We start from the raw sequence: 24,690 nt of genomic DNA, 5'->3' as shown, positions 1-24,690 counted from the left end.
TTCTGGAGAGCGGCGCATTGTGCCCCGCTCTCGGCGCTTTACCCGATATCGCCTGCCGCTGCTGCCGGGCGCAGGCGCTGATAGGTCACATGCCGCTTGAGATGCAGATGTGTGTCGGGCACCCGGGGACTGTCGAAATCGAGATCCGGGCGGTGCTGCATGCCGAGCCTGCGCATGACGGCGATGGAGCGGGCGTTGCCGGCCACCGCAAAGGAGATGATGTGCGGCAGGCCGTGCTGGTCGAAGCCATGCGTCAGCGTTGCTTCGGCGGCCTCCGTCACGTAGCCATTGCCCCAGAACCGGGTTGCCAGACGCCAGCCGATCTCGATCGTTCCGATGGGAAAGATTTCGGGCATATTGGCCGGCGCCAGCCCGCAGAAGCCCATGGCCTCGCCGGTCTCCTTCAGTTCCAGCGCGTAGAAGCCCAACCCGTCGTCGCGGATCATGCCGTTGACGCGGTCCATCAGCTGGTCCGCTTCGGCATGGCTGCGGCGAAACGGAAAGAACTCCATCACCTTCGGATCGGCATTGATTTCGCGGAACAGATCGCGGTCGCGCTCCAGCCAGCTGCGCAGGAGAAGCCGCGGCGTTTCGGCAATGACGACCGGATCGCGCTCGCTCATGGCGTTGCGAAGTCGCTTCTGCGGTAGCCCTGGATATAGAGAAGCGCCGTCAGGTCGCCATGGTCGATGCGCATGCCCGCCTCGGCGGCCACCGTCGGCTTGGCATGCAGGGCGACACCCGCACCGGCAAGCTTGATCATGCCGAGATCGTTGGCACCATCGCCGACCGCCATGGCTTCTGTCGGGGAGATGCCGAGGGTCGCTGCAATCTCTTCCAGCGCGTCCACCTTGGCCTGCTTGCCGAGAATGGGCTCCGCCACCTCGCCGGTCAGCACGCCATCCTGTTCCAGGAGAATGTTGGCGCGGTTTTCGTGGAAGCCGAGCATGGCGGCGATCCGGCTGGTGAACACCGTGAAGCCGCCGGAGACGAGCGCGGTGTGAAATCCCCTGGCGCGCATGGTGGCAATCAGTTGCGGCCCGCCAGACGTCAGCGTGATGCGCTTGGCGATCACCTCGTCCACCACGCCGATCGGCAGGCCCTTCAGCAGGGCGACGCGTTCGCGCAGTGCAGGTTCGAAGGCGATCTCGCCATTCATGGCGCGGGCGGTGATCGTCGCCACCTTGTCTTTCAGGCCTACCACATCGGCGAGTTCGTCAATGCATTCCTGGCCGATCATGGTCGAATCCATGTCGGCGATCAGAAGCTTCTTGCGGCGCGTTTCTGCCGGTTGCACCACCACATCCACCGGCTGGCCGGCGAGAAAGGCGCGAAGCGATGCCTCCGCTGCCTTCGGATCGGTCTCGTCGCGCAACGCAAGATCGCAGGCAACGCCGTCCGTCAGCCAGTAAAGGCCTGCGGCTTTGACCGCTTCGGCGGCCTGTTCTCCCAGTTTTCCTGTGAGAACGGGATTTGACGGATGGGCAATGAGCGTGGCAACGAAAGCCATGATGAAAAACCTTCGGGACAATTGCGAGGCCATCCTGATAACCGGGCCGACGGCCAGCGGCAAGTCGGCGCTTGCGCTGCAACTGGCGGCGAGGCATGGCGGCGTTGTGATCAATGCCGACAGCATGCAGGTCTACGACACGCTGAGGGTGCTGACCGCGCGCCCTGCCGAAGAGGAGATGCAGGGCATTGCCCATCACCTCTATGGCCATGTGCCGGCGACCACCGCCTATTCCACCGGCGAATGGCTCCGTGACGTGGAGGTCCTTTTGCCGGTTCTGCGCCGCGAAGGCCGCCTGCCGGTGTTTGTCGGCGGCACGGGGCTTTATTTCAAGGCGCTCACCGGTGGCCTCTCCGAAATGCCGGCCATTCCGGCGGATATCCGCGACCCTCTTCGCGCCCGGCTGCTGGGCGAAGGGGCGTCGGTGCTGCATGGAGAACTTGCCGCCTGCGATCCGGCCATGGCCGCACGTCTGATGCCTGGCGACGGCCAGCGGATCGTCCGGGCGCTGGAGGTTTTTGCGGCAACCGGTCGTTCTATTGCCGATTTCCAGGCCGCGCGCGGACCGATGCTGGTCGATCCAGACAAGGCGGAGAAAATTGTCGTGCTGCCGGATCGCAAGGCGCTGCATGCGCGCATCGACCGTCGCTTCGATATCATGCTGGAGACCGGCGCCATCGACGAGGTGCAATCGCTTCTGGCGCTCGAACTGGCGCCGGATGCGCCGGTCATGCGGGCGATCGGTGTTTCGGAAATTGCCGCCCTGCTGGCTGGCTCCATGAGCCGCGCCGAGGTGATCGAGCGGGGCTCGGCGTTGACCCGACAATATGCCAAGCGGCAGATGACCTGGTTCCGCAACCAGATGGACGAGAGCTGGACACGCTTCGACCCACTGGTCTGACGGAGGCTCAGCGCCGGGCTTGCGGATGGGAACCCCGGTCCTTAGCCCAGAGTGCTCACTCCTCGCGCCAGCCCTCTCGCGGCGGGCGGAACGGATCGCGCGGGGAGCGTTCATTGCTGCCGGAGCCGGACGTGATGGACGAGCCGCTGGCTGGTGACCATTCGCGCCGGATCAGCCGCGTCTCTGGCGGATGGGCCGACAGCCGGGTGCCGGGCAGCATGTCCGGGCGATAGGGTTCGAGGGCGGCATCCATCGGCGAGGAAGGGGCAGGGGGCGCAAACAGATCCGGCTCCTCGTCCGGCAGGCTTCCCAGCACGCTTTTCTGGAAATCGGAAATATCCAGTTCCGCAATGGACCGCATGCGGGAGACGATCCGGCGCAGATCCACGGTTTCGGGCGTGGTCTCCGCTGTGCGTGCGGCAAGGCCGTGGGCTGTCGGAAGACGGTGGGGTTCGATCCGCTCGAATGTCAAGCGCATCGGCACGCTGATCGCCTCGCCGAAGGCAATCGCCTCGCCATTGCCGATTGCCGACAGGAAGCTGACGGTCGAGGCGCCGGAATTCGGCAAGGCCGAGCGGATGATCTCCTGGTCGCGCTCATTGGCAAGGCGCATTGCGAAGACGGTGGAACATTGCGACAGGATCGTCTGGTCGAGTTCGCCGGGGCGCTGGGTGATGATGCCGAGCGAGACGCCGTATTTGCGGCCCTCCTTGGCAATGCGGGCAATGGCCTGGCGCGTCGGCAGGAAGCCGAGCGTGGCATCGGCCGGTACATAGCGATGCGCTTCCTCGCAGACCACCAGCATGTGCACCGCGCCTTCGCTCCACAGGCCAATCTCGAAAGCCATCCGGCAAAGCACGGAGGCGACGGAATTCACCACTTCGGAGGGGATACCCGCCAGCTGGAAGGTGCAGATCGGCCTGTCACCGCCCGGAATCCGGAAGATGCGTGTGATCGTCTCCAGGATCGTGTCATGGATCGTATTGCTGGAGAACATGAACTGGTAGCGCGGATCATTGACGACCGACATCAGCCGCACCTTCAACGCCCGCAGCGCCGGCTTCTCGTCACGTCCGTCGAGCCTTCCCATCCGCTCGTCGATCAGCGCGATCAGGTCCGACATCCGGTAGGGCACGGGCGTGTCAGCGGTAATCGTGCCGCGATCTGCGGGGCGTCGGCCCGGATCGCCGCCGCGAAAGGCGCGTTTTGCCTCCGGTATCAGGTCGCGCAGCACATCCAGTTCCTCGGCCACTGGCGGACGGCCGCGAAACACCGCTTCGGAAAACTCCTCGAGCCGCATCAGCCAGAAGGGCAGGTCCAGCGTGTCGGTGTCGATCACCACGGCAAGATCCGGAAACGCGGCGGCAAATTCATTGTGCGGATCGAGGATGAGCACGCGCAGCTTCGGATCGGCCTCGATCGCCTTGCGGAGCAGCAGCGTCGCCGCCGTCGATTTGCCGACGCCGGTGGAGCCGACGATGGCGAAATGCTTGGCGAGCATCGAGGGAATGTGGATCGTCGCATCGATTGCCGCATCCTGCGTCAGCCGGCCGATGCTGCAGCTGTCCGGCGTGCCGGGATCGTAGATGCGCTGCAGGTCGCCGGCGCGGATGCGGTGCACGGCCGCGCCGAGATGCGGATAGCGCGAAATGCCGGTCGAAAACAGGTCGCTGCCATCGGCGCCCACCCGCACTTCGCCGAGCAGTTCCACCTCCACCCGGAAGGCGTTGGCATCCGTGGCCGACCATTCTTGCGTGGCCGCCTGCATGGCATAGGCGAGCGCGACCACGCGGTTGCGGCCGACCGCGATCGAGACCAGCCGCCCGACGGCCCAGAGTTCGGCATGGGTGGTAGAGCCGGCCTCCGAGCTTGCTGCAATCGTGGCGCGGGCACCTGTGCAGGCCACCACGCGCCCGAGCAGACGGTTGCCGGCCGCCTCGGCATCGCGCCGGTCCGGCAGGCGGGCGGAGAGGGCAGGGTTTTGATCGTGCAAGGGGAAACCCTTCGGTCCGGGTGGGAGCAGCGGCGCATTCCGGCCAGTGCCGGTGATGCGGCCAGACTAGAGCCACCGGGCTTAACAGGCCCTTGCGGGAGGATTGCGGAAACTGCCGGTTTTACGGGCGAATTACGACAAGGCCTGATGTTTTGTTGCGCATTTGCGTTGACGAGCCGCAATTTTCTGGCTAACGGTTCTTCCCATGATCGTATCGAACGCACTTATCGTGGTGGGAAGGCGCATGGGCAGGACGGTGTAACCGTCCGGCGACAGCCACCCATGCGCTACCAAAGGCTCCTCAAGGGGCCTTTTTTTATGCCTTCAATCTGGCTTCGGCCTCGTGACAATCAAAGCAGACGGACTTTTTGACATGACGGACACAGACAATCGGATGACAGGGGCGGAAATCGTTCTGAGAGCCCTGAAGGACAACGGGGTCGAGCATGTTTTCGGCTATCCGGGCGGCGCCGTGCTGCCGATCTATGACGAGATCTTCCAGCAGGACGACATCCAGCACATTCTTGTCCGTCACGAGCAGGGCGCCGGCCATGCGGCGGAAGGCTATGCGCGCTCCACCGGCAAGGTCGGCGTGATGCTGGTCACCTCCGGTCCGGGTGCCACCAATGCGGTGACGCCGCTGCAGGACGCGCTGATGGATTCGATCCCGCTCGTCTGCCTCACCGGCCAGGTGCCCACCACGCTGATCGGTTCCGACGCCTTCCAGGAATGCGATACCGTCGGCATCACGCGCCCCTGCACCAAGCACAACTGGCTGGTGAAGGACGTCAACGAACTGGCGGCCACCATTCACGAAGCCTTCCGCATCGCCCAGACCGGCCGTCCGGGTCCGGTCGTCGTCGATATTCCGAAGGACATCCAGTTTGCCACCGGCACCTACACGCCGAAGGCCGATCATGTCGTCCAGAAGAGCTACAAGCCGAAGGTCGAGGGTGACCTGAACGCGGTGCGCGCCGCCGTCGAACTGATGGCGTCTGCCCGTCGCCCGATCCTCTATACCGGTGGCGGGGTCATCAATTCTGGTCCGGAAGCGACCAAGCTCTTGCGCGAACTGGTGGAGCTGACGGATTTCCCGATCACCTCGACGCTGATGGGCCTGGGCGCCTATCCGGCCTCCGGCAAGAACTGGCTCGGCATGCTCGGCATGCACGGTTCCTACGAGGCGAACATGGCGATGCATGATTGCGACGTCATGGTCTGCATCGGCGCACGCTTCGACGACCGCATCACCGGCCGCCTGAATGCGTTTTCGCCGAACTCGCGCAAGATCCACATCGACATCGACCCGTCCTCGATCAACAAGAATGTCCGCGTCGACATTCCGATCGTCGGCGATGTCGGTCGCGTTCTGGAAGACATGGTTCGCCTGTGGCGCGCCTTGCCGAAGAAGCCCGAAAAGGCACAGACGGAGGAATGGCAGCAGCAGATCAGCCGCTGGCGCGCCCGCAATTCCTTCGCCTACAAGAATTCCAACGATGTCATCATGCCGCAATATGCGATCCAACGGCTCTATGAGGCGTCGAAGGGGCGGGAGACCTATGTCACGACGGAAGTCGGCCAGCACCAGATGTGGGCGGCGCAGTTCTTCGGCTTCGAGGCGCCGAACCGCTGGCTGACATCGGGCGGCCTCGGCACGATGGGCTATGGCCTGCCGGCGGCGATCGGCGTGCAGGTGGCACATCCGGAAGCGCTCGTCATCGACATTGCCGGTGACGCCTCGATCCAGATGTGCATCCAGGAAATGTCCTGCGCCATCCAGTACGGCTTGCCGGTGAAGATCTTCATCCTCAACAACCAGTATATGGGCATGGTGCGCCAGTGGCAGCAGCTGCTGCATGGCAACCGTCTGTCGAACTCCTATACGGAAGCCATGCCGGACTTCGTCAAGCTGGCGGAGGCTTATGGTGCAGTCGGCATGTATTGCGACAAGCCCGCGGAACTGGACGACAAGATCGCCGAGATGATTGCCGTCAACCGTCCGGTGATCTTCGATTGCCGGGTTGCCAATCTCGCCAACTGCTTCCCGATGATCCCTTCGGGCAAGGCGCATAACGAGATGCTGCTGCCGGACGAGGCGACCGACGAAGCCGTTGCCAATGCCATCGACGCGAAGGGCCGGCAGCTCGTCTGAGCCGCCACCGGACATTTGAGAGGAACGCATCCATGAACGCACACCTTCAACCCACCGGCTCGGCCTATTTCATCCAGCAGGAAAGCGCCCGCCAGGAACGCCATACGCTCTCGGTTCTCGTCAGCAACGAACCGGGCGTGCTGGCCCGCGTCATCGGCCTGTTTTCCGGCCGCGGCTACAACATCGAAAGCCTGACGGTCTCCGAAACGGAGCATGAGGCACACCTGTCGCGCATCACCATCGTCACGACAGGTACGCCGAGCGTTCTGGAGCAGATCAAGGCGCAGCTTGATCGCATCGTCCCGGTTCACCGCGTGGTGGACCTGACGGTGCGCGCCAGCCAGCTCGGCCAGGAACGCCCGATCGAACGCGAGGTCGCCCTCGTCAAGGTGGCCGGCACCGGCGAAGGCCGCGCCGAGACGCTCCGCCTGGCGGATGCCTTCCACGCCAAGGTGGTGGATGCGACGGTTTCCCATTTCATCTTCGAGATCACCGGAAAATCCTCGAAGATCGACCAGTTCGTCGCGGTGATGAAGCCGCTCGGCCTGATCGAGGTCTGCCGCACCGGCATTGCCGCGATGAACCGCGGCCCGCAGGGGATGTGAGCCTGCTCTGACGATCTGCGTGCGGCACCGTTTTGGAATGCCGCACGCAGCAGATGCCTGTTTCGTCGTGATGCGGCCTGAGAGCGCTGCGCCTTGAAACGCGCAGATGCGACAATCCGACGATATGTCGCACCTATCGCGGTTTTCTGTCCGTCCCGTTGCGATTTGCCAGCTTTTCGAGCCGTCGGAAAAGCGCTTGAACGGCATCTTGGTCCATCCCCGACAGGGTGGAGCATTCTCCCTCGCTCAAGGCATAGCCGAAATAATTCAGCATGTTCAACATGGCGGTCATCTCTTCGTCCAAGAGCTCGATGCTGGTCTGCCTCTGCATGGTCGCGCCTGCCTTTCTCTCATTGCGTAACACCGCCCGACAGGGCGGGCGGCGTCCGACGTCTCTGTGTGACGATCACCTCAGATTGTCAAAGTAGGCCTTTCCGCTGGTCGGGCGAAAGGCCGTTCCGCAATCCTCGGGAAGGGGATTGAAGATGATGACGGTTCCCGTCCGGCTGTCCCAGTAAGCAGCCCGGCTGTTGGTGAGTGACTTGCTGACGGAGGGAAGATCCAGAATCTTGGTGAGAAACTCCGCAAACTTCTCTGCATCCTCGATGGTCTTGTCCGGAAACGCGAGCCTTGCGATGACTACACCTTTTACGAATTCACCAGAATGCTTGGTGAATGCGTGACCATAGGCGATTTTGGTCGCGAGGTCGGCGTGCCGGCCCGGATCGACGCCGCATTCTCCGGCGGCGTGCCCGCGTGCCGGCATGCCGGCGACGAGAAGAAGGGCCAGCAGCAGGTACATGATGCCGGTAAATGGATTGGTAAGGCGCATGAAACGAGTTCTTGTCATGTCGATATTCTCCTTGTGAGGTGGAAAAAGAGAGTTGCCTTTGTTCTGCTTGTGTATTCCGGCACGCGCTCCGTCAGGGCGCCGGCCAAATGGGCGTCGCTTGCTCACGCAGGCCCGTGCCGCAGGATGTTGTCCGGCCCCATGACCACGCTCAGCGTCGGGTTGATCGGGCTGAAGTCCAGCACGACGCCATTCGTCACGCTTGTGGCATCGATGGCCTCGCCGGGGCTGTAGCCGCCGAACGTCACCCAGTAGCGGTCGCGGTGGGCGATGAAGCTGGTCGAGATGTTGGCCTGGAATTCGACGGTGTAGACGGCGGACCCGCCGATCGCGATTCCCACATGGACGGGATAGTTGAAGATGGCGTTGCGCTGCCGCACGGTCAGCGCGCCGGAGGGGCCGCCGCCGCGCAGGTTTGCAAAAAACGGCGAGCCCAACTCCTCAGAGGTCAGATCGATCAGGTTCTCCCGCTCCGGATGGGCCGGAACCTGCTGGCAGGCGGCGAAATAGGATCGTCCGCGGAACCTTCCGCGTTCCCCCCAGACGAAGGACATGGCCGTGGACCATGTGAACGTAACCGAACTCGAGGGAGGAGCGGGGCGCGACAGCCAGGCGAGGCTGACAACCTGCTGGATGCTCTCCGTCTGAGGCGGCATCTGATAGATCGAGAAATTCCCGTGCATGCGGGAGGTGTTGGCGCAGATCAGTCGATAATCGGGCATGGCGGCTCTCCTCTCGAACCGGAAAGGTTGTGGTGGCCGCACATCGTGCGGCCACCGTCTGGCATCAGGAGACCGTGATCATGTTGTCGAGGCCGAGCACTGCCGTGCGCGAGGTCAGCGCGCCGCCATAGGTCACCTCGACGGCGCCCGTGACATCTTCGATGTCGATGACGTCACCGGTCTCGAAATTGCCGAAGATCACCCAGTAGTTCGGGTGGGGCGTGAAGACGGCGGTCATGTTCGGCTGTGCCTGCACGGCAAAGGTGCCGGAGCCGGCCATGCCGATGCCGACCGAGGTACGGTTCGGGGCCACGTTCGACAGCTGCTCGATGGTGAGCGAACCGATGGCCCCGCTGGCGCTCTGGTTGGCGAAGGTCGTCGCGCCATAATTGTCGAGCTTCAGCTGGATCAGGTTCTGGCCGTTCGGATTGGCCGGCACCACCTGCGAGGCGTTGAAGTTGATGCCGGGCTGCAGGATGCCGGTTTCGGACCAGACGAAGCTGTAATCGAGGTTCCAGGTAAAGGTTACCTTGGTGTTCGGTGCCGTCGGCCGGGTGAACCAGGCGAGCGAGAAGATGTTGCCCGGGACCGTGGTCGGCGGCGCCTTCTGGAAGACGGCGAAGCTGCCGGAGAGCGTCGAATTGTTGAGGCAGGTCAGGGAATAGGACGTCATGGAGATATGCCTTTCTGTTGGACGTTTTCGTTGGGGTGAGGGGGAGCCGGTGCCGGGGTGTGGGGTGCGGCAGGCACCGGCTCCATCCCGTCCGTCGCCTGGGCGGAGGAAATCGACGGAGGGATCGGTGGGCCGGCCTGTCAGGGCCGGGAAAGGGACAATCTGACCGGAGAGGGGGCTGCAGCCCGTATCGTGCGCACGGCTACCCCGGGGTCGTCGACGCGGCTTTGGTCTTGCGTCATGGGTTTCCTCTCCGTATTCTTTTCGGTGTGGGCGGAGACTGGTTTCGTCTCTCGGTTGTTTTTGAATTTATACACAACCTCACATTCTGTCTTGGCCTCCCGTTCCAAAAACTTGCACCAGCGTCTCCGGTCGCGATCGACTCTCACAGCTGTCGAAGCCATCTGGCAAAGGTGGCACTGGCGTCCTGGCTGTTGCCCGACCCGATCGGTAAAGCGGGCGCGACGCTGCCGGATTTGCGAAAGGCGCGCGGGGAAAGCCCGTAATGCTGGCGAAACAGCCGGCTGAAATGCGCCTCGTCGGCAAAGCCCGCCTCGTAGGCGATCTCGCCGATGCGGCGCTCGGCGCATGCGGGGTCGCTCAGCATCTGAAGGCTGCGGGCAAGCCGCCGGCGACGGATATAGGTTTCCACTCCGCCCTCGCCCTCGAACTGGCGATAGAGCTGGCTGCGCGACAGTCTGAGGTCGGCACAAATGCTGTCCGCAGTCATGCCGTCGGAGGCGAGATTGTCCTGGATGTGCCGTCGCAGGCGTCGACGCAGGTCCGCATGCGCGGCGGTGCCCGCGTCTTTCCCGGCAGGACCGAGAATCAGCGCCATCAGGTCCATCAACGGGCGTGAGAAGGCGGATAGCTCCATCGGGGCCGGCGCGGCCAAGGCGCGCAGCAGCGTGGCGGCAAGTCCCTGCAACAGAAGGGCCGGACTGCTGCCGGCGGCAAAGCGGCGTTCCCGTATCGGCACAAGGGGTGCCACGCTGGCTGGCAGTGCCAGTCTGGGGATGATGAAATGCAGTGCTTGGGTGCCGCCGGTGGTGCGCAGCGCAAGCGGGCTTGCCAGATCACAGAAGCCACAATCACCGGGTTCTAGCCGCGCCAATCGGTCACTGCGCCAGCGGGCGCGACCGCTCAGCAGGCAGGTGATCACCAGATGGTCCAGCCCGTCTTCCGTGCATCGCAGGCGCGAGCGCTGCAGGGCCAGTGCCGGCAGATGGCTGTGCAGAAGCAGGAACAGGCCGGCATGATGGGCCGTAAGGAATGCGGTATCTGTCCCGTCGGGGGACGGGCGCAACGCTGCCACGGCCAGTGGCGCCAGTGCATGCGCCCAGAAGGCCCACGGATCGTCCTCCGATGCGGGCTGGATGTGAAGGGGGCTGGACGGGAAGGGAGAGGATGCTGCGTTAGAAGTGCGGGAATGTTTCATTTTCATCTCCAGGTTGTCTTGGAGATGGCTCGCTGAGTGAGACTCAGCTTTCAATGCAAAACTTAAGAATAAATTCCTTTTAGATTTTTCCCGTATTTTTCAGGTATTTATTCATGATTCGTTCCGTTCGTTAGATGGAGTTTCTGGAAAATAATCCTTTTCAGAAAATATTCCTTTTCTGGTTAAGACAATCTATCTCTATCTTGGGTTGTTTCCTTGGTTGTAATGCGTTGCCGAATCACATCTTCTTGCGATGGCGCGTGCTTTCCCGCATGGTGAGGGTCGGTGCCGATGGAAGGAGAACTGTCCGTGAGCGGCGAGCATCACGATCATGATCACGACAACCACTATTCGGACATGCAGGCGCGTGTGCGGGCGCTGGAAACAGTCCTTGCGGAGAAGGGTCTGATTGATCCGGCTGCGCTCGACGTCATCGTCGAGACCTATGAGACGAAGGTCGGGCCGCGAAATGGAGCGCATGTCGTTGCCCGGGCCTGGAGCGATCCGGTTTTCGCCGACTGGCTTTTGCGCGATGCGACCGCTGCCATTGCCAGTCTCGGCTATACCGGTCGGCAGGGAGAACATATGCGGGCGGTGTTCAATACCAAAGACACGCATAACCTCGTCGTCTGCACGCTCTGCTCCTGCTATCCCTGGTCCGTGCTTGGCCTGCCGCCAGTCTGGTACAAGGCGCCAGCCTACCGTTCGCGCGCGGTGATCGATCCGCGGGGCGTGCTTGCCGAATTCGGCGTGACGCTGCCGGAAGGGGTAAATATCCGCGTCTGGGACTCCACGGCGGAATTGCGTTATCTCGTCGTGCCGCAGCGACCGGCGGGCACCGAGGGCTGGAGCGAGACAGATCTCGCGAGCCTTGTCACGCGCGACAGCATGATCGGCACCGGTCTTCTCCACCGCCCGGAGGTGTCCACATGAACGGGCCGCATGATCTGGGTGGGCAGATGGGCTTCGGGCCTGTCGCGCCTGAGGTGGACGAGCCCTGGTTTCATGCGGACTGGGAGCGACGTGCGCTTGGAATCACGCTGGCCTGCGGCGCGTTCGGCGCCTGGACGATCGATGAAAGCCGGCACGCTCGGGAAAACATTCCGCCCGCCGTCTATCTCTCCGCCAGCTATTACGAGATCTGGATCCGTGCTCTGGAGGTTCTGCTGCAGCGGCATGGTTTTGTGGCGGCGGACGAAATCGCTCTCGGGCAAAGCCGTGCTGCTGGTGCTGCGCCGAAGCGTGTGCTGACGGCGGAAATGGTGCCGGCCGTTCTGGCGCGTGGCGGGCCATGCGACCGGCCCGTCGCGGAAGCGCCGCGCTTTGCTGCCGGTGCCCGCGTGCGGACCCGCAATTTTCATCCGACCACCCATACGCGCCTGCCACGCTATGCCCGCGGCAAGACGGGTCTTGTCGAGGCGGTACAGGGCTCCTTCGTCTTTCCCGATGACAATGCCCATGGTCAGGGTGAAAACCCCCAATGGGTCTATACGGTAGTGTTCGATGGCCCGGAAATCTGGGGTGAGGGAAGCGATCCGACGCTCACGGTCTCGATCGATGCCTGGGAGAGCTATCTTGAGCCGGTGTGATGTGGCTTCGGCCCTTGTTTCCTCCCCCGGCCTGCCGCGCAGCCGGGAGGGAGATCCGGTGTTTGCAGAACCCTGGCAGGCGCAGGCCTTCGCCTTGACCGTGCATCTGCATGAGCGCGGACTGTTTACCTGGACGGAATGGGCGCAGCATCTCGCGCATGAGGTTCATCGCGACGGCCGGGCGGCGGATGCTTCTGATTATTTCGACGCCTGGGTGGCCGCGCTGACGCATCTTCTCATAGACAAGGGCGTGGCTGAGGAGGGGATGGTGCTGGCCCTGCAGCAGAGCTGGCAGCGCGCGGCCGAGGCAACACCCCATGGCGAGCCAATCGTGCTGGAGAATGATCCGCAGCGATGCTCGACCCACCAAGGGGTCTGATCCTTCTTTCAGGTTGCTATTCTGTTCCGAATCCGTGAAGGAAGAGGAATGCAGTTCGCACCGCAACAGGACGAGGCCCTGAAGGCCGTTTCGACATGGCTCAAGGAAGGCCGCAGCCAGGTCTTTCGCCTGTTCGGCTATGCCGGCACGGGCAAGACGACGCTTGCCCGGCATTTCGCCGAGAATGTCGATGGCGACGTGCTGTTTGCGGCCTTTACCGGCAAGGCCGCGCAGGTGCTGCGCTCGCGCGGCGCCTCCAATGCGAAGACGATCCACTCGCTGATCTACCGCCCGCGCGGCGAAGAGGCGGTGGAGGACGAGGAAACCGGCAAGACCTCGATTGCGCCGATGTTTTCCATCAACCGGCAGAGCCCCGTCGCCAAGGCGGCGCTGATCATCATCGACGAATGCTCGATGGTGGACGAGCAGCTCGGCAAGGACCTGATGAGCTTCGGCACGCCGATCCTGGTGCTCGGCGATCCCGGCCAGCTGCCGCCGGTCTCGGGCGGCGGATACTTCACCGATCAGGAACCGGACTATCTCCTGACCGAGATCCATCGCCAGGCGCGCGACAATCCGATCATCCAGCTTGCCATGCATGTGCGCGAGGGCAAGGAGATCATGTATGGCGATTACGGCACCGCCCAGGTGATTTCCCGCAACGAGGTCACCCAGCCGCTGGTGCTGGAGGCCGATCAGGTGCTGGTCGGCACCAACAAGACGCGGCGGCGCTACAACCAGCGTCTGCGCGAACTCAAGGGCTTTTCCCAGGCCTATCCGCAGTCGGGCGACAAGCTGGTCTGCCTGCGCAACGATCCGGCCAAGGGCCTGCTGAACGGTTCGCTCTGGCAGGTGATGAGCTCCTCGCGCGAAACGGTGAAGCCCGGCATCAACCTGATGATCCGCCCCGAGGACGACGACATGGATCGGGGTGCGGCGAAGATCAAGCTCCTGAAACAGGCTTTCGAGGAGGAGGGGGAAATCCCCTGGTCCACCCGCAAGCGCTATGACGAGTTCGATTTCGGCTATGCGCTGACGGTGCACAAGGCGCAGGGCTCGCAGTGGAACAATGTCGTGCTGTTCGATGAAAGCTGGGCGTTTCGCGATACCCGCGAGCGCTGGCTCTACACCGCGATCACCCGCGCCGCCGAGACGATCACCATCGTCCGGTGATCGCGCAAACCCTTGCCGTCAGCGGCCGAGCGCCGTGACCTGACCCAGCAGTTCCCGGTCGCTCTTGCCCGAGGATCTGGCGATCTCGGCGAGCGACAGATCGGACGCCGCCGCGGCAAAGCCGGCGGCCTTCAACGTGGAAATGATGTCCTCCTCGCTTTTTCCGACGAGAGCGGCGACCTGTGCGGGCTTTGCTTTCGTCACCATCTGGATCAGCGCCACCTGCGGCGGTGCACCCCGTTCGCCACCGGAGGTGCCGAACGGAATGAAGAAGGCCAGCGATGCGGCAAGCGACACGACCAGCGCAACCGCCATCGGCACCCGCTTGAAATAAAGCACCATCGGCCGCCAGTTCTTCCAAAGATGCAGCAGGAAGGGCAGGATCAGCACCATGCTCAGCCATTCGTGGATGCCGTGGAACTGGCCGGGACCCCAGTGGAAGAAAAGCGCGATCCCCGAGATCAGCGAAACGAGGAAGAGGCCGGTGATGAAGGGCGTGGCGTAACGCATCAGGATGGAGGGCATGTCGGTCTTTCCGAAGGTAAGCATGGTCCGATGGATCCCTAGCTAGCCGTGGATATCGCTGCGGTCACGTTACAAGTTGGCAATCATGGTTTTGCCATAATTCAAGTCCGCCAGCGGCCGTGCGCCCGAGGCACCACGGAAATTGATAGATGCTTCAGCAATTTGCTTGGATTGCCGCCGACAAATCCGTTGCCGAGCAAACGGGCTTTGCTTTAGACATTCGGCCACTCCCAGCCGAGGATCTTCTGCCATGCCCGCCAAGCTGTCCGTCAATCTGAATGCTGTCGCCATGCTGCGCAATCGTCGCGATTTGCCCTGGCCGGATGTCCGGCATCTGGGGCGCGTGGCGCTGAAGGCGGGCGCCTATGGGCTGACGGTGCATCCGCGCCCGGACCAGCGGCATATCCGCTTTTCCGATCTGCCGGTGCTGCGGGCCCTGATTGATGACGAGTTTCCGGCCGCCGAATTCAACATCGAAGGCTATCCGAGCGAGGATTTCCTGCGCTTGTGCGAGGAGACCCAGCCGGAGCAGGTGACCCTGGTTCCGGACGATCCGGCCCAGGCCACCTCCGACCATGGTTTCGATTTCCGCACCCAGGGCGAGATGCTGAAGCCCATCGTCGCGCGCCTGAAAGAGAAGGGCATGCGCGTTTCGCTGTTTGCCGATGGCGATGGCGATGAGGCGGCGGTGCGGCTTGCCAAGGCCACCGGCGCCGATCGCATCGAGCTTTACACCGGCCCCTATGGCGGCTGTTTTGACAGGCCGGAAGAGGCCAGTGTGTTTCTTGACCTGCTCGGACGGACCGCCGATGCGGCAAAGGCCGAGGGCCTCGGCGTCAATGCCGGTCATGACCTGACGGTCGCCAATCTGCCGGCGCTCGCAGCTCGCATTCCGCATCTGGCGGAAGTTTCCATCGGCCATGGGCTGACGGCCGATGCGCTGGAATACGGCATGGCCGAAACCGTTCGTCGCTTCCGCCGCGCCTGCGGCGAAAAGATCTGAGGAGCGTCCGAAGCGGCGCAGAGCGTCAGTCCGTCTTCAGATCCAGCACCCAGGTCTGGCCTGTCAGTTCCGGCCCGAACAGGCTGTGACGCTCTTCGGACACCAGGCGAAAGCCCGTCTTCAGATAAAGCGCACGGGCGGCTGCCAGATTGTCGTTGGTCCACAGCTTGATCCGGTGATAGCCGCAGCGGCGGGCGAACTGCAGGGCCTCGTCGACCAATAGCTTGCCAAGACCCATGCCCCGCGCCGCCTGGTCGACATAGAGTAGCCGCAACTTTGCGATCCCGTCGCCGCCATTGGCGATGAAGATGGAGCCGAGCCTCTCTCCCTCGCGCTCTGCAATCCATCCCCGCTCCAGTGCGGGATCGAAGGTCTTCAGGAATTGTCCCGCCACCTCTGCGGCCAGCGCCTCGAACTGGTCGTTCCAGCCGAAGGTTTCGGTGTAGAAGCGGGTCTGTGCCTCGATCACCCAGCCCATGTCGCCTGGACGGTGCGAGCGCAGTACGATTGGGCCTGCATTGACCGACTTACCCTCCAGCAGCGACTGTATGCTTCGCATGGCTTTCACCAGCGCGCCCTGCCTTGCCGCATCCAGAGCGGAGAGGGACTTGTCAATCTGCTGGCGTGACTGTTCACCAAGCTCTCGCCACCTTGCCAGGCCGGTTTCCGTCAGAAACAGGTTCTGGCTGCGCCGGTCATGCGCGTCCGGTTCGGTGTGAACAAGTTCCTCGCTGCGCAAGCGCCGCAGGATGCGGCTGAGATAGGCTGCGTCGAGATGAAGGTCGCGCGTCAGTTCCGCAGCGGTGACACCCGGTCTGGCACCGATCTCATAGATCACCCGGGCTTCGGTCAGCGAATAGGGGGATTGGAGATAGACCTGCGACAACAGGCCGAGATGATCGGTGTAGAAGCGGTTGAAGCTTCTTATGCTATCGAGAATGTCGGACATGCGGCGCCTCCTATCAAGGACTTTGTCCGACATTTATTTGACTGAGTCAATCATTCGCCGACGGCATCAATCTGCCGTCGGCGAGCGGACCGTCTTCAGCCCAGTGCTGCCTTGTGTGCGGCGAAGAAGGCTGCAAGCGCCTGCGGCTTGCGGCCGGTCAGCGCTTCGAAATCAGCGGTGACGAGATCGAAGTTGCCGGCGCGGATATTGGCATCCGTCGAGACGAGCATGTTCACCACAAAATCCGGCAGTCCGGCACCGCGCATGCCGCCGGCCAGTTGTTCATCGGAAATCTGGACCACGGTCAGCGACTTGCCGGCGATTTCGGAAATCGCAGCTGCGATCTCTTCTGCCGTCAGCGCCTCTGCTCCCGTCAACGTCAGCGTCGTGCTGCCTGCCGGCGGGTTTGCCAGAGCGGCGGCTGCAGCGGCCGCGCAGTCGTCACGCGAGATGTTGGCGACCTTGCCGCCTGCCTGCGAGGTATACCATGTGCCCGCCTGCAGATTGTGCGGCATGCTCATGAAGTAGTTGTCGAGGTACCAGGAATTGCGAATGATCGTGTGGCGTATGCCGGTCGCCTTGATTGCCTCTTCGGTGCCGAGGTGATCCTGCGCAAAGCTGACAAGCGATTTGTCCGGGTTCGGCATCGAGGTGTAGAAGATGTGTTTCACGCCGGCGGCTGCGGCTGCCGCAACGGCTGCCTTGTGCTGCTGAAGGCGCTTGCCCGGATTGGCAAGGTCGTTGCCGGAAATGATGAGCAGGCGGTCAATGCCCGTAAAGGTTGCTTCCAGACCGGCGGGATCATCAAAATCCGCGGCGCGGGTTTCGACCCCCTGGGCTGCGATGTCCGAAAGCGCGTCCGGATTGCGGCTGGCGGCCACGATGTCGGCAGCGGCAATCTTGCCGTCCCTGAGAAGATGCGCGATCACGCCGCGGCCAAGCTGACCCGAGGCGCCTGTCACGAGAACTTTGGTCATCTGTTGTTCCTTCTGTCGCGGCCGGTCGCCGCGGTAAAGCTTGCTCTCTTTTTGAGAGTAGCGCTAGAATAGGAATTGACCGCATGCTGTAAAGAAGGCAGTTTCGCGGGAGATCGTTACCTGAAGGGAACCATCATGGACCAGCGGACGCCTGCCGATCTTTTGCCCGCCACGACCGAGTGCATGTCCGAGTGGAATGCGGACAACTGCCCTGTGCGGGATGTGATGAGCCATATTGCGGGCAAGTGGTCGACGCTCATTCTGCTGGCGCTTTCGGAGAGGCCCTATCGCTTTGGCGAATTGCGTCGCCTTGTTCCCGATATTTCACAGCGCATGCTCACCCAGACGCTGCGCGATCTGCAGCGGGATGGCTATGTGGCGCGCGTGGTGTTTCCGACCAAGCCGCCGAGCGTGGAATACAGCATGACGCCGCTTGGACGCTCGCTGTTTGCGCCTTTGTCCAGGGTCATGCGCTGGGCGACCGAAAATCATGAGGCTGTGCGGGCGGCGAGACTTGCCTTCGACCAGACCGAACTGGCCGGCTGATCCCCGGCCGGTTGAGAGAAAAGGACGCGGGGAAGGGCATGACGGTGCCCGCCCCCGCATCTCCGTGACGTGAGAGTTCAGCCGGTGAACTTGTTGCGGTGATGCCACTTGAACGGTGCGGGAGCCGGGGCCTGCTTGGTCGCTTGCGGCTGGGTGGAGGTCTGCGTTGTCTGCGGATGGCTGTTGGCCGGTGCCTTCTTGGGAGCGGCGGCTTCAGCCAGTGTTGCGCCGGCCAGCATGGCGATCATCGAGGCGGCAATCAGGGTGCGCATGGGGTGTTTCCTCAGTTTCTGTGTTCTCGCGGAAGGCGATCTTCCTGCCCCGGAGACTTAGTCATGCGCATGTTGCATCGCAATCGGTATAAGTTGCCGTGTTTTTGCATTGCAGCAATGTGCTGGCCGCGTGCGTCTGTTTGTGACAATCGAAGTCGAAGCGTTTCAGGCGCTTGCGTTTTCCGTGTGTCAGGTCTGCGGGCGTGTTGACACGAATTGGCGCGTCTTCACACCTCGGTGATGCCGGATTGACTGGACAGATCCATCAAATGAACGGGTGCAGGCTTGTCGTGGCGGTTTGGCGCGACGTGGCTGTGGGCTGATGGCCGCACGGATCGGTGATGGTCGAGTGGCTCGCCATTGCCTCGGTGATGCGGCGCGATGCCGGTGCTTCAGTCGCCGGCGCGTGGAAGCGTCCGGTCATTGCGGCATTTCGCGACAGGCAGTTGCTGCACGCTGTTGATGCGGGTGATTCGCATCTCGGTCCGGTTCGTTTCAACCGACATGCAGGCGCAGGCATAGCCGTAATGGCCGTTGGTCTCGACGAACTCGCCGGCGGAGAGATCCGGCAGAGCGTCGATCCCCTCGGGCTCGGCGCGGTCGCCCTGCGTCAGGATGGTCCAGGAACCCTCCCGGTCGTCCAGCCAGAAATTGCCGGGTGTGGGATTCTGCACCCAGCCGCACCGCTTTTCCGCTGCGTCTGCCTGACCAGCAAGCAGCGTCGCCAGGACGAGACCCGCGGCGGCGGTCATGGTTGCGGATCTGCTGCGCATGGCGGTGTTCTGCCTCCCGGTGTGCTCACGGTTCTCTGCTTAGCGTCAATAGTGAAATCTTTCCAGATCCGTGGCAAAGCCCCTTGACGTTGTGACCCCGTCCTTTTAAACGAAAGGAACCGTACGGTACGGTACGCAACAGGGGAGGTTTTCGAGGTGTCCGCCGAGCTGTCAGAAATGCCGGAGTTTTCGCCGCGCCAGAACGCCGTTCTGGAACAGGCGCTCAAGCTTCTGGTGGATGGTGGTGAAAAGGCGCTGACGACCTCCGGTCTGGCCCGCGCGGCCAACTGCTCCAAGGAAAGTCTTTACAAGTGGTTCGGTGATCGCGACGGCCTGCTGGCGGCGATGATCGCCCATCAGGCCAGCAAGGTGCGCACCTTCGAGCGCAGTGCAGGGCGCCTGACCGCCGAGCTGCTGCGCGAGCATCTGGAAACGTTTGGCCGCGATCTGCTGGAAGTTCTCTCCGGCGAGGTGTCGCTGGCTCTCAACCGTCTGGCGATCGGCCAGGCGAGCCGCGAGGGCTCCAAGCTCGGTCGCCTGCTCATCGAGCATGGCCGTCGCCAGATCGATCGGCGCGCCATCGGCCTGATGGAGGCGGGGCGCCGCGCCGGCCTTTTGCGCTTCACCGATGCTGACAGCGCCTATCACACGCTTTACGGCCTCATTGTCTCCGATCTGCATGTGCGCATGCTGCTCGGCGAGCCGGGGCTGAAGGACAATCAACGCCAGGCGGCGAGGGCGGTCGACGCCTTCCTGCAGCTGCATGGCGTTTCCCAGGATACCGGGGGCGCCCAGCGGGCGTCTGCGGGCAGGTAACTCAACCCTTATAACAACGCATAGGGAAGGACGAAGTCACATGCGCGTCTATTACGATCAGGATGCCGATCTCAACCTCATCAAGTCGAAGAACGTAGTCATTGTGGGCTACGGCTCCCAGGGCCGCGCGCATGCGCTGAACCTCAAGGATTCCGGCGCAGGCAACGTCGTCATCGCGCTGAAGGCCGGCTCGCCGACCATCAAGAAGGCCGAGGCCGATGGCTTCAAGGTCATGACCGTTGCCGAAGCTGCCGCCTGGGCCGACCTCCTGATGATGGCGACCCCGGACGAGCTGCAGGCCGATATCTACAAGGCCGACATCGCCCCGAACATCCGTGACGGCGCCGCGATTGCGTTTGCCCACGGCCTCAATGTTCACTTCGGCCTGATCGAGCCGAAGTCGACCGTCGACGTCGTCATGATCGCGCCGAAGGGCCCGGGCCATACGGTGCGCGGCGAATACCAGAAGGGCGGCGGCGTTCCGTGCCTCGTTGCCGTTCATCACAACGCGTCCGGCAACGCGCTTGAACTCGCGCTTTCCTACGCCTGCGGCGTCGGCGGCGGCCGTTCGGGCATCATCGAGACCAACTTCAAGGAAGAGTGCGAAACCGATCTCTTCGGCGAGCAGGTCGTTCTCTGCGGCGGTCTGGTCGAACTGATCCGCGCCGGTTTCGAAACGCTGGTCGAAGCCGGCTACGCGCCGGAAATGGCCTATTTCGAGTGCCTGCACGAAGTGAAGCTGATCGTAGACCTGATCTACGAAGGTGGCATCGCCAACATGAACTACTCGATCTCCAACACGGCCGAGTGGGGCGAATACGTCACCGGTCCGCGCATCATTACGGCTGAAACCAAGGCTGAGATGAAGCGCGTTCTGCACGACATCCAGACCGGCAAGTTCACCTCGGACTGGATGCAGGAATACCGTTCGGGTGCTGCCCGCTTCAAGGGCATCCGCCGCCTCAACGACAGCCACCAGATCGAGGAAGTCGGCACCAAGCTGCGCGCCATGATGCCCTGGATCGGCAAGAACAAGCTGGTCGACAAGGCCCGCAACTGATTGCTGTCATTGCGCCACCTCCATGCCTGACGGCATGAGGGGCGCAGCCTCTGCCACTTCTGGGCCGGATGCGAAAGCGTCCGGCCTTTGCGTTTCTGCATTGCCAGCTGCTTGGGCCGCGCTGTGTTGCGATGGGGCTTTCCGATATCCACTGCCCTTCCTCTGCAGTTTTTATTGCAATGCAATAGTCTCATCGCGACTAGCGTACTTTCTTCGATGATCGGTGTTGATCGGAAGTTTTGTTCGTGCCTCCCGGCCTGCTTTTGGGAGCGGGATGTTCAGGTCTGTGCTGTAAATGGGGTTGATCGTGCAATTTGAGTTGCTAAAAAGTAACGCTGCCCGGAATTTCAGATTTGTGTCGGCGTTCGACTGCAATTCCCGCAAAGCGGGTGACCCGCATTATAGGTAAGGTGACCCTTAATCATGATAAAGATTCGGGGTGGAAGCATGATGGGGGATGTCAGGTTGCGGTGCCGAAGGACGTGGTTGCTTGGCCATACGGCCTTTGGCGGAATTGTCGGGGTGACGGCTGTTCTGGGTTCGATGGTGGGCACTGCCGATCCGGCCTTTGCCGGCTGTGCGGTGACGGGGGACGTCATCACCATCAAGTGTGGCAATGACGGTGTCTATGTTCAACCGCAGCAGGGGGATGCGTCCCTCCGTGTCGACGGGCTGACGATTTCGGGCAGCGACAACAAGATCGATTTCTTCCCGTCCGATACCGATCCGGATGTCTTTGGAACGCTGACGCTCTCCGTCAGCAATACCACCATCAACACGCCGGACTATGGCGGCATCAACGTCGCGCCGAAGGTGCGGGTGGACAGCATCGACATTAGGCTGGATCCGACCGTGACCATCGTCAACAACGGCGGCTTCGGTGGATTGTGGGTGCGGGCCGAGCTGGGCGGCGACATCACCATCAACAGCGGGGCGGGCATCACCAGCACAGGCGGCAGCCCTGCGCTGACAGCCACAACGAATGACGGCAGCGTCTCCATCGTCAACACCGGCAACCTGTCCTCGGACAGCGATCGCGGCATCTATGCCGATGGCGGCCACGATTCCACGGGCGGCGAGTTGGTTTCCGTCACCAACAGCGGTGATGTAACGGCCTATGCGGAAGCGATCCGCATGATCCAGTATCACGGCGATATCCGCGCCGAGAATTCCGGGGACGTGACGTCGCAGACCCAATCGGCGATCTATGCCTGGTCCGACACGACCGGAGCAATCTCCGTCACCAATTCAGGCTCTGCCGTTTCAACTGCGGCCTCGGCAGACAAAAAGGCGGGCATCCGTGTCGCATCCGAATACGGGAATGCCACCGTCGTCAACTCGGGTCTCGCCCAGGCCGAAGCCTACGGCGTGCGTGTGAGTGCCGGGACGGAAACGGGCGGCGCCGGCTTCGGTGACATCACCGTCGAGAACCGGGCCATGGGCGAGATGGTCGGAACGTCGGACACGGGCCTGCATCTCGTCACGATCAATGGCGCTGTTTCCGTGACCAATGACGGCAGCATTTCCGGCGCCAACGGTGTTTATGCCCGGACGAATCTGGGTCGTGTCGATGTCGTCAACGCCGGCACGATCACTGCCACGGCCGGCACCGGCGTTTTGCTGACCGGCGACAGCGTGACGCTGACCAACAGCGGGACGATTGAAGCCTCCGGCGGTGGTGCCGTATCGCTTTCGGGCGCTACCAGTCGGCTGATCCTGAGGGATGGCTCGTCGATTTCCGGCACGGTGTCTGCCGCGGGTGATGCCACGCTTCAACTCGATTTTGCCGGTGCCACCACCTTGGACGCCGCGCTTCTGGGCGACGGCGCCCAGTATCGCGGTTTCGATACGATATCGGCCACCGGCGCGGGGCTTCTGACCATGATCGGCACCAGCGACTATTCCGGTCTGGTGTCGCTGTCGGGCGGAAATGTCGTGGTGGATGGCGATATCCGCGATGCGGCCTTCCTCGTCGGCCGCGGGGTCACGCTGAGTGGCACCGGCAATGTCGGCGACCTCACTGTCGCTGATGGCGGCGCCGTTGCGCCCGGGCATTCTCCCGGAACGCTGTATGTCTATGGTGACCTGTCCTTCCAGACCGGCTCCAGCTATGTGGCCGATCTCACGACGACCGGTCTCAGCGACACCATTGTTGTCAGCGGCAATGTCAGTATTGCCAGCGGCACCACACTGGTGGTGGAAAACCTGCGTGTCGCCAACCCGCTGACGACCGTCTATCAGCTGATCACCGCGACCGGGGCTGTCACCGGGTCCTTCACGGCCCTGCGTGATCCCTGGGCCTTCATCGATCTCGACGTCAACTACAATCCCTCGAGCGTGACGCTCGGCTACCAGCGGACGGGAACCACCTTTGCGGATGCGGCGCTCGGCGGCAATGCGCGGGCGGTCGCGGCGGCACTCGACAGCTTTGGCGCAGCCTCTTCCTTCTATGACGATCTTCTGTGGAGCCAGGCGGCTTCGGCGCAATCCGTTTTTGATCAGCTCTCCGGTTCGCTGCATGTCTCGCAGATCGGCGGCCAGGTGGAATCGGATCTTCTGTTCAGCAGCCTGATGCTCTCGCATCTGCAGCCTTCGGTCGGGTCGACCACCGCCGGCGAGACGCGGCGCGTCGGCGAAGAGACCAGCCTCTGGATGTCCGGTTTCGGCCGCCGTGCGGAGCGGGACGGGAACGGCCTCGGTTCCGACATGACCGACAACAGCCGCGGCCTTGCCTTCGGCGCAACGACCATGCTGGGCGACGAGTGGACTTTCGGCGTTGCCGGTGCAATCGGCACGGACCACGTCACCAATGATTCCGGCAGCGGCCGGTCCGAAGCGGACAGCTATTTCCTTGGCCTCTCCGCCGCGCGGGATGTCGGTGCCTTCCGTGTCAGCCTGGGCGGCGCCTACACCTTCCGCAGCATCGATACGACCCGCTCGGTCGCCCTCGGCACCGTCAACGAGGAACTGACCGCCGGCTATGATGCGCGAAGCCTTCAGGCATTCGGCGAAGTCAGTACGCTGATCGGTCAGGGCGATCTTCACTGGCAGCCCTTCGGCAACCTCGTCTTCGTGCATTACGACAGCGACGGGTTTGCGGAAAGCGGTGGCACCACGGCGCTTGCCGGGCAGGGCATGTCGGACAGCACCCTTTATTCGACGCTTGGCCTGCGCCTTGCGTGGAATGTGCCGGTCTCAGGCCTGGAGAATGCCGCCGTGACGGCGCATGCGGGCTGGCGTCATGCCTTCGGCGATGACGCCAGCGATCGCCGGATGGCCTTCCTCTCCGGTGGCGACGGTTTCACCGTTGCTGGCGTCAAGGCGGCGAAGGACGCCGTCGTGCTGGGGCTCGGCGTCTCGATGGCGCCAACGCAAAACAGCAGCCTGTCGATCGGTTATGATGGCCAATTCGGCGATGGCACGGCTGCCCATGGCATCAAGGCGGACTGGAAGCTGCGGTTCTAGGCACGTCCGGGCCAAAAGTGCGTGAGCGGTTTTGCGTCCGGACTGCGTGAAAACAAAGAGATCGAGCATTGCAGGTGATCCGGTTTTCACCGGAAACTCTGGGGCATTTCCAGCGAATGTGAGACCGCGGTTTCGCGGCAATAGCATGCGCGCGGCCTTGTCGAGGCTGCAGCCTGTATCCCGTTATCCGGGATTGGTGCCGCCGGATCCGGTCGGCTCCAGTGAGGCGGCGGGGTCTTCTGGGCCACCTCGGCGATTGTCGATCGCACAAGGCGCTTTTCAGGAGCGGATTGATGGCCGGGCGGAAGACCGCCCGGCC

At 62.8% G+C, this 24,690-nt stretch carries 25 protein-coding genes; 12 read left to right on the top strand and 13 right to left on the bottom strand.

Annotated elements, in window-relative coordinates; genetic code table 11:
• Positions 1 to 38 precede the first annotated feature (38 nt).
• Positions 39 to 623, bottom strand: coding sequence for a GNAT family N-acetyltransferase (locus FNA46_RS15210; RefSeq protein ID WP_143126060.1), 585 nt, complete (start codon positions 621 to 623; stop codon positions 39 to 41).
• Positions 620 to 1,510 carry a phosphoserine phosphatase SerB gene (gene serB, locus FNA46_RS15205; protein ID WP_143126059.1) on the bottom strand — a complete coding sequence of 297 codons (891 nt, stop codon included), beginning with the start codon at positions 1,508 to 1,510 and terminating at the stop codon, positions 620 to 622. Before serB ends, FNA46_RS15210 begins: the two co-directional genes overlap by 4 nt.
• Here serB and miaA point away from each other — a divergent pair.
• Positions 1,509 to 2,411, top strand: coding sequence for a tRNA (adenosine(37)-N6)-dimethylallyltransferase MiaA (gene miaA / locus FNA46_RS15200; protein WP_143126058.1), 903 nt, complete (start codon positions 1,509 to 1,511; stop codon positions 2,409 to 2,411). The genes serB and miaA overlap by 2 nt on opposite strands.
• 55 nt (positions 2,412 to 2,466) lie before the next feature.
• Here the strand turns inward: miaA and FNA46_RS15195 are convergent, their stop codons facing one another.
• On the bottom strand, positions 2,467 to 4,404 hold the full coding sequence (locus FNA46_RS15195; protein ID WP_143126057.1) for an ATP-binding protein: 1,938 nt from the start codon (positions 4,402 to 4,404) through the stop codon (positions 2,467 to 2,469).
• A 373-nt stretch (positions 4,405 to 4,777) separates the two neighbouring features.
• Here FNA46_RS15195 and FNA46_RS15190 point away from each other — a divergent pair, with 373 nt between their 5' ends.
• The gene (locus FNA46_RS15190) at positions 4,778 to 6,556 is read left to right on the top strand and encodes an acetolactate synthase 3 large subunit (protein WP_143126056.1); all 1,779 of its coding nucleotides are present in this window, start codon (positions 4,778 to 4,780) and stop codon (positions 6,554 to 6,556) included.
• Positions 6,557 to 6,588: 32 nt separating this feature from the next.
• Complete coding sequence (gene ilvN / locus FNA46_RS15185) at positions 6,589 to 7,161, top strand: acetolactate synthase small subunit (RefSeq protein ID WP_143126055.1); 573 nt, start codon at positions 6,589 to 6,591, stop codon at positions 7,159 to 7,161.
• Positions 7,162 to 7,294: 133 nt separating this feature from the next.
• Here ilvN and FNA46_RS15180 read toward each other — a convergent pair whose 3' ends face one another.
• The 5 genes from FNA46_RS15180 to FNA46_RS15160 all read right to left on the bottom strand — a co-directional run bounded on the left by FNA46_RS15180 (position 7,295) and on the right by FNA46_RS15160 (position 10,844).
• Positions 7,295 to 7,492: a hypothetical protein gene (locus tag FNA46_RS15180; RefSeq protein WP_143126054.1), complete on the bottom strand. Its 198-nt coding sequence runs from the start codon at positions 7,490 to 7,492 to the stop codon at positions 7,295 to 7,297.
• A 75-nt stretch (positions 7,493 to 7,567) separates the two neighbouring features.
• Entirely contained in the window at positions 7,568 to 8,011 is a 444-nt protein-coding gene (locus tag FNA46_RS15175) for a hypothetical protein (RefSeq protein ID WP_143126053.1), read from the bottom strand.
• Between the two features lie 104 nt (positions 8,012 to 8,115).
• Complete coding sequence (locus FNA46_RS15170) at positions 8,116 to 8,733, bottom strand: hypothetical protein (RefSeq protein ID WP_143126052.1); 618 nt, start codon at positions 8,731 to 8,733, stop codon at positions 8,116 to 8,118.
• Positions 8,734 to 8,797: 64 nt separating this feature from the next.
• On the bottom strand, positions 8,798 to 9,406 hold the full coding sequence (locus FNA46_RS15165) for a hypothetical protein (RefSeq protein ID WP_143126051.1): 609 nt from the start codon (positions 9,404 to 9,406) through the stop codon (positions 8,798 to 8,800).
• Between the two features lie 385 nt (positions 9,407 to 9,791).
• Positions 9,792 to 10,844, bottom strand: a complete 1,053-nt coding sequence (locus tag FNA46_RS15160) for a helix-turn-helix domain-containing protein (RefSeq protein ID WP_185969872.1) — start codon at positions 10,842 to 10,844, stop codon at positions 9,792 to 9,794.
• A gap of 357 nt (positions 10,845 to 11,201) precedes the next feature.
• On the opposite strand from FNA46_RS15160, the gene nthA reads away from it, so the two are divergent.
• Genes nthA through FNA46_RS15140 form a run of 4 tightly spaced genes read left to right on the top strand, consistent with a single transcriptional unit; the run spans position 11,202 to position 13,985 of the window.
• Entirely contained in the window at positions 11,202 to 11,777 is a 576-nt protein-coding gene (nthA, locus tag FNA46_RS15155) for a nitrile hydratase subunit alpha (RefSeq protein ID WP_425468765.1), read from the top strand.
• On the top strand, positions 11,774 to 12,433 hold the full coding sequence (gene nthB, locus FNA46_RS15150) for a nitrile hydratase subunit beta (protein WP_143126049.1): 660 nt from the start codon (positions 11,774 to 11,776) through the stop codon (positions 12,431 to 12,433). The genes nthA and nthB overlap by 4 nt, the downstream gene beginning before the upstream one ends.
• A complete protein-coding gene (locus FNA46_RS15145; RefSeq protein WP_143126048.1) occupies positions 12,420 to 12,812 on the top strand; it encodes a nitrile hydratase accessory protein in 393 nt (130 codons plus the stop codon). The genes nthB and FNA46_RS15145 overlap by 14 nt, the downstream gene beginning before the upstream one ends.
• Before the next feature lie 48 nt (positions 12,813 to 12,860).
• Entirely contained in the window at positions 12,861 to 13,985 is a 1,125-nt protein-coding gene (locus FNA46_RS15140; protein WP_143126047.1) for an ATP-dependent DNA helicase, read from the top strand.
• 18 nt (positions 13,986 to 14,003) lie between these two features.
• Here the strand turns inward: FNA46_RS15140 and FNA46_RS15135 are convergent, their stop codons facing one another.
• Positions 14,004 to 14,534, bottom strand: a complete 531-nt coding sequence (locus tag FNA46_RS15135) for a DUF4405 domain-containing protein (RefSeq protein ID WP_246103122.1) — start codon at positions 14,532 to 14,534, stop codon at positions 14,004 to 14,006.
• A gap of 226 nt (positions 14,535 to 14,760) precedes the next feature.
• Between FNA46_RS15135 and FNA46_RS15130 the strand changes: the two genes are divergently transcribed.
• Positions 14,761 to 15,513, top strand: coding sequence for a pyridoxine 5'-phosphate synthase (locus FNA46_RS15130; protein ID WP_143126046.1), 753 nt, complete (start codon positions 14,761 to 14,763; stop codon positions 15,511 to 15,513).
• Between the two features lie 25 nt (positions 15,514 to 15,538).
• Here FNA46_RS15130 and FNA46_RS15125 read toward each other — a convergent pair whose 3' ends face one another.
• Both FNA46_RS15125 and FNA46_RS15120 read right to left on the bottom strand, forming a co-directional pair.
• Complete coding sequence (locus tag FNA46_RS15125) at positions 15,539 to 16,462, bottom strand: bifunctional helix-turn-helix transcriptional regulator/GNAT family N-acetyltransferase (protein ID WP_143126045.1); 924 nt, start codon at positions 16,460 to 16,462, stop codon at positions 15,539 to 15,541.
• Between the two features lie 95 nt (positions 16,463 to 16,557).
• Positions 16,558 to 17,439 (bottom strand): SDR family oxidoreductase, encoded by an 882-nt coding sequence (locus tag FNA46_RS15120; RefSeq protein ID WP_143126044.1) that lies wholly within the window; start codon positions 17,437 to 17,439, stop codon positions 16,558 to 16,560.
• Between the two features lie 183 nt (positions 17,440 to 17,622).
• Here FNA46_RS15120 and FNA46_RS15115 point away from each other — a divergent pair, with 183 nt between their 5' ends.
• Positions 17,623 to 17,985, top strand: a complete 363-nt coding sequence (locus tag FNA46_RS15115) for a winged helix-turn-helix transcriptional regulator (protein ID WP_244618015.1) — start codon at positions 17,623 to 17,625, stop codon at positions 17,983 to 17,985.
• 77 nt (positions 17,986 to 18,062) lie between these two features.
• On the opposite strand, the gene FNA46_RS15110 is transcribed toward FNA46_RS15115, so the two are convergent.
• Together FNA46_RS15110 and FNA46_RS15105 are read right to left on the bottom strand one after the other, a co-directional pair.
• The gene (locus FNA46_RS15110) at positions 18,063 to 18,257 is read right to left on the bottom strand and encodes a hypothetical protein (RefSeq protein WP_143126042.1); all 195 of its coding nucleotides are present in this window, start codon (positions 18,255 to 18,257) and stop codon (positions 18,063 to 18,065) included.
• A 392-nt stretch (positions 18,258 to 18,649) separates the two neighbouring features.
• On the bottom strand, positions 18,650 to 19,030 hold the full coding sequence (locus FNA46_RS15105; protein ID WP_143126041.1) for a DUF4087 domain-containing protein: 381 nt from the start codon (positions 19,028 to 19,030) through the stop codon (positions 18,650 to 18,652).
• Between the two features lie 177 nt (positions 19,031 to 19,207).
• Here FNA46_RS15105 and FNA46_RS15100 point away from each other — a divergent pair, with 177 nt between their 5' ends.
• The 3 genes from FNA46_RS15100 (at position 19,208) to FNA46_RS15090 (ending at position 24,371) form a co-directional block, all read left to right on the top strand.
• Positions 19,208 to 19,846: a TetR/AcrR family transcriptional regulator C-terminal domain-containing protein gene (locus FNA46_RS15100; RefSeq protein WP_185969875.1), complete on the top strand. Its 639-nt coding sequence runs from the start codon at positions 19,208 to 19,210 to the stop codon at positions 19,844 to 19,846.
• Positions 19,847 to 19,886: 40 nt separating this feature from the next.
• Positions 19,887 to 20,906, top strand: coding sequence for a ketol-acid reductoisomerase (gene ilvC, locus FNA46_RS15095; RefSeq protein WP_143126039.1), 1,020 nt, complete (start codon positions 19,887 to 19,889; stop codon positions 20,904 to 20,906).
• Between the two features lie 522 nt (positions 20,907 to 21,428).
• Positions 21,429 to 24,371 carry an autotransporter outer membrane beta-barrel domain-containing protein gene (locus FNA46_RS15090; RefSeq protein ID WP_185969871.1) on the top strand — a complete coding sequence of 981 codons (2,943 nt, stop codon included), beginning with the start codon at positions 21,429 to 21,431 and terminating at the stop codon, positions 24,369 to 24,371.
• Positions 24,372 to 24,690 lie beyond the last annotated feature (319 nt).

Source organism: Affinirhizobium straminoryzae, from assembly GCF_007004135.1.
GTDB lineage: Bacteria > Pseudomonadota > Alphaproteobacteria > Rhizobiales > Rhizobiaceae > Neorhizobium > Neorhizobium straminoryzae.
The sequence above is the reverse complement of the archived record's forward strand: the minus strand, read 5'-3'. Positions and strand labels throughout refer to the sequence as shown.